General features: G+C 52.8%; 17 protein-coding genes. 8 read left to right on the top strand and 9 right to left on the bottom strand.

What is annotated here, in order from left to right:
• Positions 1-46: 46 nt before the first annotated feature.
• The 3 genes from LIX15_RS31205 to LIX15_RS31195 all read left to right on the top strand — a co-directional run bounded on the left by LIX15_RS31205 (position 47) and on the right by LIX15_RS31195 (position 2,024).
• The gene (locus LIX15_RS31205) at positions 47-466 is read left to right on the top strand and encodes a hypothetical protein (protein ID WP_227778670.1); all 420 of its coding nucleotides are present in this window, start codon (positions 47-49) and stop codon (positions 464-466) included.
• A 655-nt stretch (positions 467-1,121) separates the two neighbouring features.
• The gene (locus LIX15_RS31200; RefSeq protein ID WP_227778669.1) at positions 1,122-1,682 is read left to right on the top strand and encodes a DUF2238 domain-containing protein; all 561 of its coding nucleotides are present in this window, start codon (positions 1,122-1,124) and stop codon (positions 1,680-1,682) included.
• 99 nt (positions 1,683-1,781) lie between these two features.
• On the top strand, positions 1,782-2,024 hold the full coding sequence (locus LIX15_RS31195; protein WP_227778667.1) for a DUF8593 domain-containing protein: 243 nt from the start codon (positions 1,782-1,784) through the stop codon (positions 2,022-2,024).
• A gap of 394 nt (positions 2,025-2,418) precedes the next feature.
• Here LIX15_RS31195 and LIX15_RS31190 read toward each other — a convergent pair whose 3' ends face one another.
• From LIX15_RS31190 to LIX15_RS31185, 4 genes are all read right to left on the bottom strand, one after another.
• Positions 2,419-2,730: a hypothetical protein gene (locus LIX15_RS31190; protein ID WP_227778666.1), complete on the bottom strand. Its 312-nt coding sequence runs from the start codon at positions 2,728-2,730 to the stop codon at positions 2,419-2,421.
• A 230-nt stretch (positions 2,731-2,960) separates the two neighbouring features.
• Positions 2,961-3,128 carry a DUF7563 family protein gene (locus LIX15_RS33935; RefSeq protein WP_425556842.1) on the bottom strand — a complete coding sequence of 56 codons (168 nt, stop codon included), beginning with the start codon at positions 3,126-3,128 and terminating at the stop codon, positions 2,961-2,963.
• A 42-nt stretch (positions 3,129-3,170) separates the two neighbouring features.
• Positions 3,171-3,371 carry a DUF7835 family putative zinc beta-ribbon protein gene (locus LIX15_RS33930; protein ID WP_438267241.1) on the bottom strand — a complete coding sequence of 67 codons (201 nt, stop codon included), beginning with the start codon at positions 3,369-3,371 and terminating at the stop codon, positions 3,171-3,173.
• Between the two features lie 256 nt (positions 3,372-3,627).
• Positions 3,628-3,912 (bottom strand): HalOD1 output domain-containing protein, encoded by a 285-nt coding sequence (locus LIX15_RS31185; protein WP_227778664.1) that lies wholly within the window; start codon positions 3,910-3,912, stop codon positions 3,628-3,630.
• A 391-nt stretch (positions 3,913-4,303) separates the two neighbouring features.
• Between LIX15_RS31185 and LIX15_RS31180 the strand changes: the two genes are divergently transcribed.
• Positions 4,304-4,963 (top strand): bacterio-opsin activator domain-containing protein, encoded by a 660-nt coding sequence (locus LIX15_RS31180; RefSeq protein WP_227778662.1) that lies wholly within the window; start codon positions 4,304-4,306, stop codon positions 4,961-4,963.
• Positions 4,964-5,472: 509 nt separating this feature from the next.
• Here the strand turns inward: LIX15_RS31180 and LIX15_RS31175 are convergent.
• Both LIX15_RS31175 and LIX15_RS31170 read right to left on the bottom strand, forming a co-directional pair.
• Positions 5,473-5,739, bottom strand: a complete 267-nt coding sequence (locus tag LIX15_RS31175; RefSeq protein WP_227778660.1) for a hypothetical protein — start codon at positions 5,737-5,739, stop codon at positions 5,473-5,475.
• Between the two features lie 176 nt (positions 5,740-5,915).
• Positions 5,916-6,647, bottom strand: coding sequence for a helix-turn-helix domain-containing protein (locus LIX15_RS31170; protein WP_227778659.1), 732 nt, complete (start codon positions 6,645-6,647; stop codon positions 5,916-5,918).
• A 213-nt stretch (positions 6,648-6,860) separates the two neighbouring features.
• Between LIX15_RS31170 and LIX15_RS31165 the strand changes: the two genes are divergently transcribed.
• From LIX15_RS31165 to LIX15_RS31150, 4 genes are all read left to right on the top strand, one after another.
• Positions 6,861-7,370, top strand: coding sequence for a universal stress protein (locus tag LIX15_RS31165; RefSeq protein ID WP_227778657.1), 510 nt, complete (start codon positions 6,861-6,863; stop codon positions 7,368-7,370).
• 617 nt (positions 7,371-7,987) lie between these two features.
• Positions 7,988-8,512 carry a ribbon-helix-helix protein, CopG family gene (locus LIX15_RS31160; protein WP_368410724.1) on the top strand — a complete coding sequence of 175 codons (525 nt, stop codon included), beginning with the start codon at positions 7,988-7,990 and terminating at the stop codon, positions 8,510-8,512.
• A gap of 143 nt (positions 8,513-8,655) precedes the next feature.
• Positions 8,656-9,417, top strand: a complete 762-nt coding sequence (locus LIX15_RS31155) for an NAD-dependent epimerase/dehydratase family protein (protein ID WP_227778653.1) — start codon at positions 8,656-8,658, stop codon at positions 9,415-9,417.
• Between the two features lie 313 nt (positions 9,418-9,730).
• Positions 9,731-10,168, top strand: coding sequence for a hypothetical protein (locus LIX15_RS31150; RefSeq protein WP_227778651.1), 438 nt, complete (start codon positions 9,731-9,733; stop codon positions 10,166-10,168).
• 119 nt (positions 10,169-10,287) lie between these two features.
• Here LIX15_RS31150 and LIX15_RS31145 read toward each other — a convergent pair whose 3' ends face one another.
• From LIX15_RS31145 to LIX15_RS31135, 3 genes are all read right to left on the bottom strand, one after another.
• Complete coding sequence (locus tag LIX15_RS31145; protein WP_227778649.1) at positions 10,288-11,787, bottom strand: alpha-N-arabinofuranosidase; 1,500 nt, start codon at positions 11,785-11,787, stop codon at positions 10,288-10,290.
• A 92-nt stretch (positions 11,788-11,879) separates the two neighbouring features.
• Positions 11,880-13,802, bottom strand: coding sequence for a glycoside hydrolase family 127 protein (locus tag LIX15_RS31140; RefSeq protein WP_227778647.1), 1,923 nt, complete (start codon positions 13,800-13,802; stop codon positions 11,880-11,882).
• 123 nt (positions 13,803-13,925) lie between these two features.
• A complete protein-coding gene (locus LIX15_RS31135) occupies positions 13,926-14,069 on the bottom strand; it encodes a hypothetical protein (protein ID WP_227778646.1) in 144 nt (47 codons plus the stop codon).
• Positions 14,070-14,473: the final 404 nt, after the last annotated feature.

Raw genomic sequence — 14,473 nt, 5'->3', positions numbered from 1 at the left:
GAAAATGGATAGCCACGGCCGGACCGGCTAGTCGTGAGGACTAAGCATGCCGCACCAAGTCATAAAAGTAATGAATCAACGGATTCGCGTTGTGATGGTCGCGATACTGGTCGTGATGGTCTCGATGACGAGTGGCTGTCTAACACTCGATCCAACGGTAACTCTCGGTACTGCTGATTCATCCGTTTTCAAAGGTGCGTCGACAACTGATTCAGTTGCAGCAGGGAAAGTCGATACACGAGTCACACTCACCGATGGGGCAACGACCAGTGAAGGAGTGACCCAATTGAACGTGATCGATGCGACAGGCAAAGCAGTCTATAAGACGCCTGTTGAAAGTGGCGAGACGTCAGTCACACTCATGCTGCCGACAACTGGTACGGTGACAATTGTCGCGGTTAATACAGTCAATGGAACGGTTGTTGAAACACGGAACGCGACAATCACTGGCAAGAAAGTAATTTGAACCATCTACTACGTTCACTCTTTTCCATATTGAAATATTGGTAATCAAATTGATAATTCTTATTACAAGTTACGACTAGCTATTGATGACCCAATCACTGTTGAGATAATTGGAGATATTGGTTGCCATCCTAGTAGTGACTATATCTAAACTCATTATACTGGTCGCATAGATTTGATTGACTCTCTTCAACCAAGTGTTCTCCCAACAAAATCAGTCTCTCGATAACGGAGACGGGATTTGTGCTTCCCGGAGGGTGTCAACCCAATCGATTTCACTGCCGCTTATACGCCAAATATTCGTTCGAAGTCATTCATATTAATGCGGCGACTCATACGTCCAGATTTTGCACACAGCAGGCGCAGACATACCCGACCCCGCGTGAAGGACTTAGACATTCGTAAATTGGCTCTTGTGGTCGTCTATAGAGAGTTTGGGAACAAATGCTCACTATATAAAACCGCAAGTTTACAAGAGCGTTTCAACAAGACCAGATTTCTAAAAGCGTGAGACAGGAACGCTCGTTGGGAGTGTGACACTCCCGCTGACAAAGTCTCACTGCCTCACGGTTACATCTCACGAAACCACTGATCCGGCATATAAACCTATTTCCCAGCGGACTCCTCAGTGTCAGTGTACATTCATGGTAGAGTTCATGCAGATCTCAACGGGGCAAAAAGCCGAGCGTAGTATCAAAGGTGCAATCATTGCTGTGTTCATTGCGGGTGTTCGTCGATGGAACCCGGGTGCAATTGTGAACGCCGTAATCGGGTTTGCGGCCGCCTACCTGCCAGATATTATCGAACGCCAGTATGACATTAAATTCCAGCCGTGGCAACGAGTATATACGGGAATCGCAATGCTCATGCACGCTGTTGGAATGCTTGGGCCATACGACGATACATGGTGGTGGGATCATATCACGCATACTCTCTCCGCAAGTCTCCTCGGCGGGGCCGTCCATGTTGCTGCTCAACGGTGTGGCCGGGACCCTCAGCGAAGCGTTCTTACTGCCATTGTCGGTGGGGGCGTTCTCTGGGAGGTTATGGAGTACGCTATTCACGGACTCACCGATCGTCTCGATCTTGAACCCGTGCTTATCCCCTACAGTGCCCGCGATACTATCGTCGATCTCTTCTTCAACTTGCTCGGTGCACTCCTTGTACTCTTGTTCGGTGATCGTCTCCTTCAGAACTTCATCCAAGATACGGATTAATGTTATAAATATGTATATTAATTATACATACTGGGGTATAAGTGACTTGCAGTTGCAGCCGGTACACCTACTCCCAAAGGACAGAATCTTATGGATGCGATGGCACGAGAATTCACTTCCGATGATCACGGCAAGAACGTTGTCACCGGTGACGGTGATCGACTTGGGACTGTCTCAGAGGTTCGAGAGGGACGAGCTCATGTTGAACGTGATGAGAACGCGAGCCTGACTGACAAAGTAAAATCCATGCTCGGGTGGAACGATTCTGATGATACCCACGAACTTCAGCAAGATCATGTCGATCGCGTTGACGAGAACGAGGTTCGTCTCCGGCAGCCTTGAATAGATCACTCCTAATTTTTCACCGTGAGTCAAGAGGAAGTGAGCTTTTTTAGCCCGTTAGTTCTCATTCTGGAAACGTCGCGTTAAATACTCAATCATAATGAGTATCTAACCGAATTACCGCCGAGAGAGCCATCCTAGTCGGTATAAAGCAATAAAAATACAAACACGACCAAGAATAAATGCAGATGTGAATTCACCCGTCGAGCAATCTTGCCACACCTCTCGCGATAATAGACACTATCCGTTCATTATCTGAGTAGGTAGACATCATGATGATGTGCATCGCCGACCAGTACCTCCAGGCCTCCCAGGAGGAGGATACACACGGTGACGGCGCACATCTTATGATTTCTGAACTGGTTGAAGGGGATGTGAAGCTTGAATTGGAGAGCTATTTGTAGGGGTGAAGAGGACATTCGTCGCGGATTCGTTCGCGGAAGAGAGCAATCCGTCGGCGGTGGCTCGGTATTACTTCCCATTTGTAGTGGTTAACTGTCTCCATGGCGGTGAGCAGCGCTTCAATTGCGTGGTGTTTCGCGGAGACTGTCCCAAGCAGATAACAGGTGGTGAATCGATTTGCTGCGGTATCGATAAGTTTGAGTTCCCATTGATTTCTCTCCTTTTCGGAGCGAGCACAGTGGTCGGGAGAAAAAATCTGCTCTGCTTCGAGTGTCAGATCGAGAGTGTCATTGCGGACACCCATTTCACCCCCCACGTATCGGCGTTTGTGTCCAGCCAGCTGGGAGTTGCTGCTGTTCCAAAAGAGGTGGCATAAATATCTCTTCTCTTGCCAGTCTAATCCCTATTCTGGCATTGAGCACTCTCAAACAGCTTCGTCGAGATCCATCAGCTAATTTATCTACCTTCAGGGAATCGTACTGGTCAAAAGTGTTGGTAATAAGTTATATGAAAGAGTAGAGCGGTGATTATCGTCTACTCACGTTGTGGGTAGCTGGCATGGCCAGCTTTGACGTCAGTTCCGCTCATGCAGTTCAGACAGCCTTGAACAGTGTTTTGATTATCGCCGAAGACGCGTGCGAAATCTCGCGTGATGAAGCTCTCGCAGTTCTGACACCGGTTATCAACGATTCGTGACTCCATCCCTCTTTGTGTAGTGGTCTTTGCCATGGGTCAACACCTATGTTACATGTCATTCATCCGCTGTTTACTTGTGGCCGCACAACTCTGGCACTCTGTAATCCGATAGGGTTCATGTGAATAAACTGCATTTTGGCTCTCCTCGCTCTCAGTGATGAGCTTGATCGTCACTTCGTGTGGCGTCATCGCAGCACAGCTATCGCATCGTTCTACGAGCTGACTGTTAGCGGATCTCTTTGCTCCCATAGATTTCGGTGTGGTTTCTCCGTCTGGATTGGTTTCAGCGCGGCACTGGCATCAGGTGGTTGTTTCTGCCCTGTTCACATTAGACTCTTGTTAACATATAGATAAGGAACTTCTCTATCTATGGGCTGAATATGCAAGCTCATTAACCACCAATAAATGATTGTATTTACATAAAGATAGTAGAGTATAGATTGAATAATCGGTAGCAACATGTCTCAAGTGGTGGATTTTCGGCAAAAAGACGGAGTGACGCCACCTACCTATCTATAGTTTGAGAGACGACTTTGATTTTCACGGTTCCATCGCCCCAGAGTGTGACTATCACGTCATCGGTATCGAATGCAACAGTCGTGTTGGCAGTGGCGTCTTTGCGAAAGAGATTATTAAGGGCATCTGTGTTGATATCGTCATAGAGTTGGAACTCTGTCTCGGTTATCTCCATGTCTTTCAAATCTGCGACTGTCTCTACAATCGCGGTACTCAACTCCCGATCGTCGTCTGGATGATACAGCTCGCTCTCTTGGTGACTGTTTGTACCCATCCGCTATCAGCACACACGCCATCTGAATAACCGTTCTGGGCGTTACCCCAGACCTGCTAGTCAACTAACGCATGACGCACACTACTTGTTCATCTCCTTCTCCAAGATATTGCTTAATGAAGACTCAGAAGAACAGGGTTTCTACTCTATTTCATTTCGTCCCTCATTGGGATGCTCTTGTTCGATGACTTTGTGCTCTTCCTTCGTTTGATGGTCGCCCATGAAAAGAAGTTGTTAGACGACTGGCCATAGCACCCCACGAGAATTTCGTGGGCGAATTGACATGGTCTCGACGGAGCACAGAGATCGAAGAGCGACTGTTGAGCCGCGTCTACTGAATGCCTGCATTGTTTCCGATAGCCCTTTCAAGTGCAAGTGCCATGATTCATCTATGACAACTATTGCGGAGTTCTCCATCCCAGCCGAGCAGTTCGCACTTCGAGAAACGCTCAGCCGTCGCCCGCACCTCGAATTCGAGATCGACCGCGTCGTCGCCCACGACACGACGCGTGTCATGCCGTTTGTGTGGGTATCGGGTGAGGGACTGGAAGATCTAACCGCGATACTTGACGCCGACCCGAGTGTCAAGCAGGCCGAGTTGCTCACTGAGACCGACGAGGAACGGTTTTATCGGCTCGAGTGGGCTGATGAAGCGCGGATTATCGGGCGTATGGTTATCGAGTGTGGGGCCACTGTCCAACGGGCGATCGCTGCCACCGACGAGTGGACACTGCGCGTGCTATTTCCCGAGCGCAGCGACGTCTCGGCAATCCATGACTTTGCGAGGAAGCATGGACTCGATCTCGACGTCGACCGGCTGTACGATGTCGATAACGCCCGGCATGTCCGATTTGGACTCACTGAAAGCCAGCACGAGACGCTTGTCGAAGCCTACGAACGTGGATATTACACCATTCCACGCGAGACCGATGCGGTCGAACTTGGTGCCCAGCTCGACATCTCCCATCAAGCGGTCGGTGAGCGCCTCCGCCGCGCGACAGGGAGCCTTATCGAAAACACACTGTTGGTCAACAAAGACGAAGTGCAGTAGCCACTGCCCTGCTTTTGTGCCGACCGCAACGATATTAATCACCACTGGTGGGGTACCTACTGTGTTCTGTTGGTTACGACTTCGACCGCGCGGTCGTGACCGCGCTGCCGCCAACCGGCGCGGCTGGCGGAGGAACCGACGCACAGAGAGTGAGTTGAAACCCCCCGGGGTGGTTGCACTTCCGCTTATACTGCCCACAGGAAGTCAACCATCGAAAAACACCAATTTTGAGAAATCGACCTTACCGCTGTCGCACGTTCTACTTCGGTTATCAAATCAATCACGCATCTTGAAACAGAGCAAAATCCTAGAAATCAGGCTGCTTTCCTCTGATTATTCGGAGCAGCAAAATTCGACCACTGAAATCACCGCCAGTTTGCACGGTCAATATATACCACGAACTGCACAGTAATCGGCTCAAGAGTGCCAGAGGGAGCTACCACTCATGAGGTTAGAGCGCAGAATCCACATCTGCAGAGTAGAGAGCCTCTGTGTTCATTGTATCGTCGCTAATAGAGATCTGCAGTGTCGGACCCTATGTCCGAACGGCCGTATTTGATCGTCAAGACGCCAGCAGCTGCAAGAACGAGCCCACAAAGACTCACTACGAGTTGAACGAGAACGTGATTCAGCAGGGAGTAGTGAGTCACAGTCCCAACATCACTGGCAAACTGATTGGTCGGAATCCATCCGAAGAGGAAGAATCCAGCCGGTATTAGACCAAGTAAGATCATCAGCGCTCCTAAAAAGAGATCCGCAATACGATCAATATCCATCTCTCATCAGTACTTGGTCAGGGCGCTTAGTTCTTTAGCGGTGAGGAGTTTGTAGCACAGACTGCGCACAGATTGATTCGAGGGTCCCGGGGTGGTTGTACCTCCGCTTAGAGAGTAAAAAAGAGCCAATGAAGACGCTATCGCTTCCTATTGAAATCAGCTATATCATCACAGCGCTACCGCCCACTCGTTGTTGGTTGAGTCACGAAACACTGAATAATCCACGCTTCGGCCTGCTGGAGCCGATATTGAAGCGTCGACAACGGAAGATCCATTTTCGTAGCGAGATCAGTGAGCGAAATATCGCGTGGTGTCTGATAATATCCATGTTCGACAGCAGCTTCGACAGCAGCCCGCTGCTCATGTGGTAGATCAGCAATAGTAATTGCTTCGTCAATCCAATAGGACGGCTCACCAACCTGCTGGAATCCAAGCCGCAGCCCATCACGAAGTTCATCTTGAAGCGCCTCATAGAGTTCACTCGCGGAAGCGTCACCACACAAGAGTAATCGCCATTCATAGCGATTCTTTCGCCGTTCTGCATCACAGATGAGACCATCACCGAGATAGCAATTTGCGAGGTGCGGAATCGACCAGCAATCACTTGCAGTTGGACGATGAGTATACACCAGTCGGCATGTGGGACTTTTCATAAGAATTTCGTAGTCCCAGTTTGTATGGCAGTGCCGTTGGCCAATGCACTCGTTGCAATGAACTGGATCGGTGAAGATGTCGTCCAATTGTGTGAGTGCTGTCTCAGAGCCGGTGATTTGATCCAGGCGCCATAATCCGTATTCAGACACATGACATGCGATCGTCTGAGCTCTCGTGTTCGGATGTTTGATGAAGACATCCATGACTGGATCCGCTCCCCGTTCGTATTCGATCGTAAAGACGAATTCACGCATGAGATGATGTTGGTCCACACCGAACAAATCAATTGCGTGCAACCGATCAACTTCGCGATTTGGGCGTCTACATAGCGTTAGAGTATTAGAGAACGCAACCTCAACGAAATTGGCGTATAACCCTTGAAGGTTCGAAATTCCGGTGTTGTGATTGATCACGAAGTTTGAAGCACAGATGAATGTCTACTCACCGTTATCGAGCAAATTGGTTCGGTGATCACCGAACGACCATCCAATATTGAGTGGCTCGGACTATTTTCTGTGAGCAAAGAAATGCCAACAGTAGTGAACCGGACGCAGAATGTGCAACGAACCATTCTAGTCCCTGTAGACGATTCAGAACAATCTCAGCAGGCACTTGCTGTTGCTGCAACTGATTTTGACGACGCTGAAATCATCATTCTCTATGTCCTCAAGCCGTATGTCATAAAATCCGTTACCGAGTCAGCAGTTTGGGATGACGAATTCAGGGACAACCGAGAGCAAGAGGCAAAACAAGCTCTTGAGGAGTATCAGCAACTAGTAACTGAATACGGACTCAACGTACGAGCCGAGTTCACACGCAGGTCACCAACACGAGCGATTAGCGAAGCAAGGAACAAATTCGACGTGGATCACATCGTCTTGGGTTATTCAGGGAAAACAACCCTTGCTCGGGTGCTCTTGCACTACGTTACGAAGCCAATGATGAGACAGTCACCTGTTTCCATAACGCTTGTCTGAATCGGCTTCGTGCGAGTTGTGCATTTCACCCTCAATGATGAGTCACTACGTGTGTCGATGGTGGAATGAAGTGGTTAGCGTTCGCGCATGGTTTTGAGTGGGGGTACCGGGAGTATATCCACTTCCGCTTAATAGAGACGAAGTGAACACACCCCGTGTCCAGTGAACTCACAAATTCATCCACACGCCTTCGTCATGTTTATACAGAATATAAATGAATCAGACAACATCTTATCGACCTAATCATTCATCAAACAGACTCAAGGGGAAAGGGAAAAATTGGGTAGGGGGTGTGCGACGGGGTTAGGATACTAGACTAACCATTTGCACCAGGGGACAAACGTCCCCCCCAACTCCGAGCGTGCGATTACAACTGGGATCGCACATGGACTGGAGAAGAACTACCGTATAAACTTTGTATCCGTGGCTGACGCACGTCTGACTGAATCACATTGTGGAACTGTACTATCTGATCAGATCGTGTTGAAGGACTTGCCGCCAGTTCCTATTCTTCTGAGTTTGTGTCGATAGGTATATCTTCGTGTCGACATTCATTCCATTTTTATTTTATCCTGGCTAACACCTTACAGCACAAATTTGATTGTAGTGCTCTGTGAATGCACTACAGAATGGAGCAAATTACAACCCGAGTGCCAGAAGAGATGGTTGAAGCATTCGAAGAACATGCCACGGAACGTGGTGTGAGCAAGTCCGATGTTATCCGTGATGTACTTGCATTGGGTTTCGAGTATGATGCGCTACGTGACGAACATGGGGCGAATATAGATGAATTACTTTCTGAATACAAGTCGAATATAGCCGAGTTGGAACGTGAGGTAGACGACTTACAAACCGAATTAGATGATATAGAATCCAGTCATGAGGATGATCTAAAGAAACTTCACTCACGTTACGAAGATGAGATTGACAAGTTAGAGACAACAGTCGAGCGGCTAGAGAATGAGAAGCGCACAATCCTCTCTCAGCGGGAGGAGAATCAAGAGTTAGTAAAATGGGCTAAGGAGGAACAATCGTTAGCACGGCGTCGTGAGGAACGTGAGAGGCGACGTGTGCAAGCTGGTCTGATGACGAAGGTAAAGTGGAGTCTCTTTGGAATGCCGCTTGGCGAGTCAAGTAATTAGATAGTTGACAATTCAGCATTTGAACTCCTTAAAACACTACTTCTTGTTCCCCCCTCTGGTTAGCAGCAAGTCAAATTATCTTCAGGTAAAGTACTCGCCGGCTCCTCCTAGTTTTATATTTCCCCCCAATGTGACGTGAGCATATGGTTCGAATTGCCATCACCGGTGCGGCAGGAAGCGTCGGTTCAATTGCTCACAGTGGACTACAGGATCACGATGTGACTCCCGTCACCCATCGCGAGCACGACAATCTGGACAGTATCGTGCTTGATGTGGAAGATCCGGCGGCACTCACGACGGCTTTTGAGGATCAGGATATAGTTGTCCACCTCGCCGGAAACCCCTCGCCGGAGGCCGAGTGGGAAAGCGTGCTGTCCGCGAACATCGGCGGGACGTACAATGTATACCAGGCGGCGTTAGCGAACGACGTCGACCGAGTCGTCTTCGCAAGCACGAACCATATTCATCAGATGTACAACATTGATCAGCGTAGCCGACCGGAGACGCTCCGCGAAAACGCGACTGCTGTCAGACCCGACGCGCCACACCGCCCGGATTCGTACTACGCCGTCAGCAAGGTCACTGGCGAGGCGCTGGGGAATTACTACGCGATGCGACATGGACTCGAGATCGTTAACCTCCGGATCGGGTGGCTTCTGACGGAGGAAGAATTACTTGAGCGCCAAGCCGACGACTCAGCAGCTGCACGATACGCTCGCGCGATGTGGTTGAGTCCGGACGACTGTAGGGATGGCATACGAAAGGCGGTCGAGACGCCGCTAGATCGGAACCCCGTCTCGGTGAACCTGGTATCTGCCAACCAGGAGCGATACCTCTCGATAACCGAAACACAGCGCCAACTGGGGTACGCCCCGGTCGACAACTCAGCGACCGTCGTGGAGTAATAACTCCATAGTACTCCCGCTCGAGGGACGGTCAGTTGTGGCTCAGATAATCGAGTACGGAGGCAGCAAAACGGTGATACACATGACACCACATGATGAGAGGAAACACCAGACAGTAGACAGGCAAAGCTTCCTATCGAAATCAGTCGGTATCGTGGGCGGAGTGACCCTGGCATCGGCATAACCGGGCCACGCTGCCGCCGATTCCACTGATCGCACATCGAAATCAAACAGAGAACGGGCGCATCGTGGCGATCCCCTCTTCAGGCCAGCAGAGTGGGCGCTAACCCGTACCGGGACAATGTATCTCCGCGTGACGCGGTTGGACTACGATGACTTAGGACGCGACACGTTGCTGGCGACATTCGAACACTGTGAGAGTTGGGGACGGCCGCCAGAGTACGACGACAAGCCGTATTTCCCGATCTACCGTAGCGTGAACGGGGGTCAGACGTGGTCGATGTTCTCGGAGCTCCGCGATACGCAGAGTGAGTGGGGGCTCCGATACCAGCCTGACCTCTTCCAACTGCCGCCCGACATCGGTCCCAGGGACGCCGGAACGGTACTCGCGGGTGTGAATTCGATTCCGAACGATCTATCTGAGACGTCGCTCGAATTCTACGCGAGCGAAGACCACGGGAAGAAGAGGGAATACGCAAGTACGATCGTGACCGGCGGATTCCCGACGCTGACGGCAGACACCGTCGGCGTCAACGGCGAGATAGTGCTCCCTGATATCCTCAGGAAGTAGCGCTCGGTGACTGACAGATTACGCGTTTCCCTGGCGGCCGGGCAGTGGCGCTCGAGGGATCGTGAGCACGCCGGTGAGAGGCGAGCTGTTCGAAACGGAGTCGAGAAGGGAGGGTTCGTTTACTGGACGGAGATGCCAGCTACCGTAGAGGGTTCCAATTCCACGGTCAGGGTATCGCTCTCGACCGTAACGTCGAGATCCTCCGCAACGAACGCGTCGGCGTTGTTCGCGTCGACTTTGAGGTCGGGGTCCTGTTCCTCGAACAGAACCGCGGCGTCGACGTCCGAGGACGCCGACGCCGCTCCCTCGATGTCGATTTCGACGGTGTGGGTTCCGCGGCAGTCCAAGTTGGTCACTGTGATGTAGGTCTCGCCCTTGTCATCGACGGAGGCGGAGGCGCGAACTAACGACAGTTCGTTGTCGTCGACGTCGCGCGTGGGCGTGTCGATCGACGTCTGAACTGCCTCGTTGCCCTTGTGCGGCGCATAAAGATCGAAGACGCGGTAGGTTGGTCGCGCCCATGCCTCATCGCCCTCTGTCTCGACCAGGCACTGGAGTACGTTGACAGTCTGAGCAATGTTAGACATCGTCAAGACGTCGCTGTGGTGGTTGAAGACATCGAGGACGGCCGCGGCAGAGAGCGCGTCAATGACAGTGCCGGGCTGTTCGAGACCGCTCTCGGCGACGGCCTCAGTGTGCCAGGCCCCCCACTCGTCGATGATGACGCCGATGTCGCGGGTGGTCGCCACAGCGTCGATCGCCGCAGCAATGCGCTCGATGTGTTCGTCCATCTCCAGCGCCTCGATAAGGAACTTGTCGTACTTCTCCTCGTCGGCCTCTGCGACGGACATCGTACGTCCGTAATAGTGGTGGAGCGTGAGGTGATCAAGGGGAAACTCGACGCCCCAGTTCGTGTTCCCGATTTCCTCCATGAAGCGCCGGTTCCAGGTGTGGTTCTGGAAGCCACAGGCAATCAGCTCGAGGTCGTGATCAAGCATCAGATTGTCCATCGACCCGACGTAGGTCGCGAACCGGCGGTACTCCCGGGCGTACTGTTCGGGCGTCATCTGGCCACCACAGCCCCAGTTCTCGTTGCCCAGTCCCCAGTACCGGACCTCGTATGGCTCCTCGCGACCGTTCTCGCGACGACGGTCGGCGAGCTCGGTGTCGCCGTCGTAGCAGGTATACTCGACCCAGTTGGCCGCTTCCTGTGGGTCACCGGAGCCGACGTTGGTGGCCAGGTAGGGTTCCGTACCGATACGTTCGCACAGGTCCAGGAATTCGTGAGTGCCGAAGGTGTTCGGTTCCTCGGGGGTCTCAGAGCGATCCTGTGACCAGAAGAGGTTCCGCCGACGCGGGCGCTCTTCGCGCGGACCGACGCCGTCCTCCCAGTGGTAGTCGTCGGCGAAACAGCCGCCGGGCCAGCGCAGGACGGGCATATTGAGGTCGTCGAGCAGCGAGACGACATCCTCACGGAACCACTCGTCGTCACTCTCTTGGCTGTGCCAGATGCCGTCGTATATACATCGCCCGAGGTGCTCCGAGAAGTGGCCGTGTAGCTCGGGTTCGATACGGTCGATACCCGCCTCTGTGTGGACGGTAATGCGAGCGTCTGTCATACAATAGTCGATATTATGTGGACAGAATATAAATTAACTGGTTTGCCTAAATTGGTAAATCACATCAGCGCTGCGCCGACGTCGTCGGGCTGCTACTTAACGCGAGTCCACACATGCATCTCGCTGGGTTCCCGGTTGTCCCACGCGTAGTAGGGCACCATCGTGAGCTGTACGGACTGGATGTCCGTCTCCTCGTCCGGGCGGTATAGCGACCCGTTCCACCCGTCGAGCGACGGCACCTCGGCGTCCGCTTGGAGGACGGTCACTCCATCGAGCAGATCGTCACGGTGCTCTTCGTCGATTACGGCTTCCAAAGAGAGTGTGTATTGATGAATCGGTCGGTCGTTGTCGACTGCCTCAGCACAGTAGACGAGCGGCCCCCGTTCGACGACGACGCGGCCCGCATCGCTCTTTACTGCGGGGTGGGCACGAATCAGTTTAGTGTCCAGTTCGAAGTGGACGTCGATCGTATCGTCGCTCCACTCGCCGTCGAGTTCGACGTAGTCGTCGTTCTGCTCAACGTCTTCCCCGTCAACTGAGATGGAGACGTCGGTCGCCCACTCTGGGATCCGAAGTCGGATCGGAACCGGCCCGTCGGCGTCGACAGTGAGCGTGACCTCTCCGGACCAGGGCAGCGAACTCGACTGGGTGAGTTCGACGTCGAACCCATCGATCGTGGTCGTCACGGTACTGCCGACGTACTGGTTGACGGTGAGCACTCCGTCGATGTTCGAGTATACGTACTTCCCGAGCGACGCGAACAGGCGCGCGGCATTTGGCGGACAGCAGGCGCACGTGAACCACCCTTTCCGATGGTGATCACCGGAGCTCTCCAGCGGGTTCTCGTAGAAGAACCGTGTACCGTCGAGCGAGATTCCGGCAAGGAATCCGTTGTACATCGTACGCTCGATCAGATTTGCGTACTTTGCCCCGCCCGTGAGTTCGAGCATTCGCTGATTCCAAAAGATGCTCCCGATGGCAGCACACGTCTCGGCGTAAGCATCCTCATTTCGGAGGTCGTAGTCCTCCGTGAAGCCCTCGTGTTCGCGCTCAGGGCCGATGCCTCCAGTCACGTACATCCGCTTCGTAGTCATGTTTTCCCAGAGGCGCTCCATTGCGTCGAACAGCTCCTCGTCACCGGTCTCTGCGACGAGGTCAGTAGCCCCCGCGAAGAGGTACATCGCTCGCACCGAGTGGCCCTCGACTTTCTCCTGCTCCCGGATGGAAGCGTGGGCCTGCGCGTATGTGCCGACGTACTCACCATCTTCGTCGAGAAAGAGTCTACCCCCACCCTCGGCAGGGATGAGTGCGCCGTCGTCCCACGAGTGGCCGCCGATCTCGTCCGAGTGTTCGAGTTCCCATTTGAATCGGTCGTCGTGGCCCCGAAGGTTAACAAAGTACTGCGCGAGGTCGAGATAGCGTTCCTCGCCCGTGATCCGGTACAGTTTGACGAGCGCGAGCTCAATCTCCTCGTGTCCCGGAATGCCGTCTATCTGGTCGTCGAAGACGTCGTCTACGTGGTCGGCGAAGTCGACGGCCACATCGAGCAGTGACTCCTCGCCGGTGGCCTCGTAGTGAGCGACGGCCGCCTCGATCAGGTGGCCGCCGCAGTACAGCTCGTGCATGATGTTGAGGTTCGTCCACGTCATCTCCGGCTCGACGAGTTTGAAATACGTGTTGAGGTAGCCGGAATCCTCCTGTGCAGCGGCGACGAGGTCAATCACTTCGTCGACCCGCTCTCGGAGATCGGTGTCGTTGGCCTTCGTGAGCTCGTAGCTCGCCGCTTCGAGCCACTTGTATGCGTCGCTGTCCTGGAACCACATCCCTTGGAAGCCGCCGTTCTTCCCGTCGCGGGCCCGTTGGAAGTTCTCCAGCGTTCCTGACTCCTCAAGCTGTTTGTACTGGTACTCAATAGTCACCTCCCGGTTCTGAGTTACCCGAGGTGACCAGAACTGATCGTCAATTTCGACGTCTGAAAGCGCTATCTTGTCTGTCGTCGGCTTGTATCCACTCATAGTATCTCATTGATGGGTTGTCGTCGGTTCGGTCGACCGTTCCATTCCCGTGGTCTGCCAGATATGATTCACGTCCAGTGCGAATAGTAATATCGGACGCTCCCCTCTTAACGGTAAAGGGAGCTATCCGATCTGTATGACTTGTTGCTCGGTGTGGAGCAGTGGGTTGTACACGGCGTCCCCGGTCTCGTCGAACAGATTGGCCCTATCCGGGTCAATAGAGACGCCGACTGTTTGGCCGTGGTCGAAGTGTTGCGACCCCGGCACCTGTGCGAGTAATTCGTCCTCGCCCTCGCCGAAATCGAGGTGAACAATTTAAACGAGCCGACCTACTCGAAGACAGTGACTTTGGCTGTGAAGTCGCCCTCCTGTAGCGCCACGAGCGTCATGTCTTTGGGACGGATCCCGAAGGTCGCGACCGTATCCGAGATGCCGTCATCATATTATAATAATTGGTCCAAATATTGGAATATACGCGGAGCCATCCAAAGCAATCGACAGTGGCTGGAATAAAATCTCTAATCTATCCTAGGACTAAATTAGCAAGGCATCTAGCGGAATAATTGCTTGTCGCCGTATCTCGGTACGAGACCAACGGGAAATTCTACGAACTTGCGAAAAGGTGTGGTCTCGGTGAACGTACGGTACCTTCGGAGTCAGAGGTCACTACT

It is taken from the genome of Haladaptatus pallidirubidus (genome assembly GCF_020700235.1).
Taxonomy (GTDB): Archaea; Halobacteriota; Halobacteria; order Halobacteriales; family Haladaptataceae; genus Haladaptatus; species Haladaptatus pallidirubidus.
Note: the sequence above shows the minus strand (reverse complement) of the source record. Positions and strands in the feature narration are given on the sequence as shown.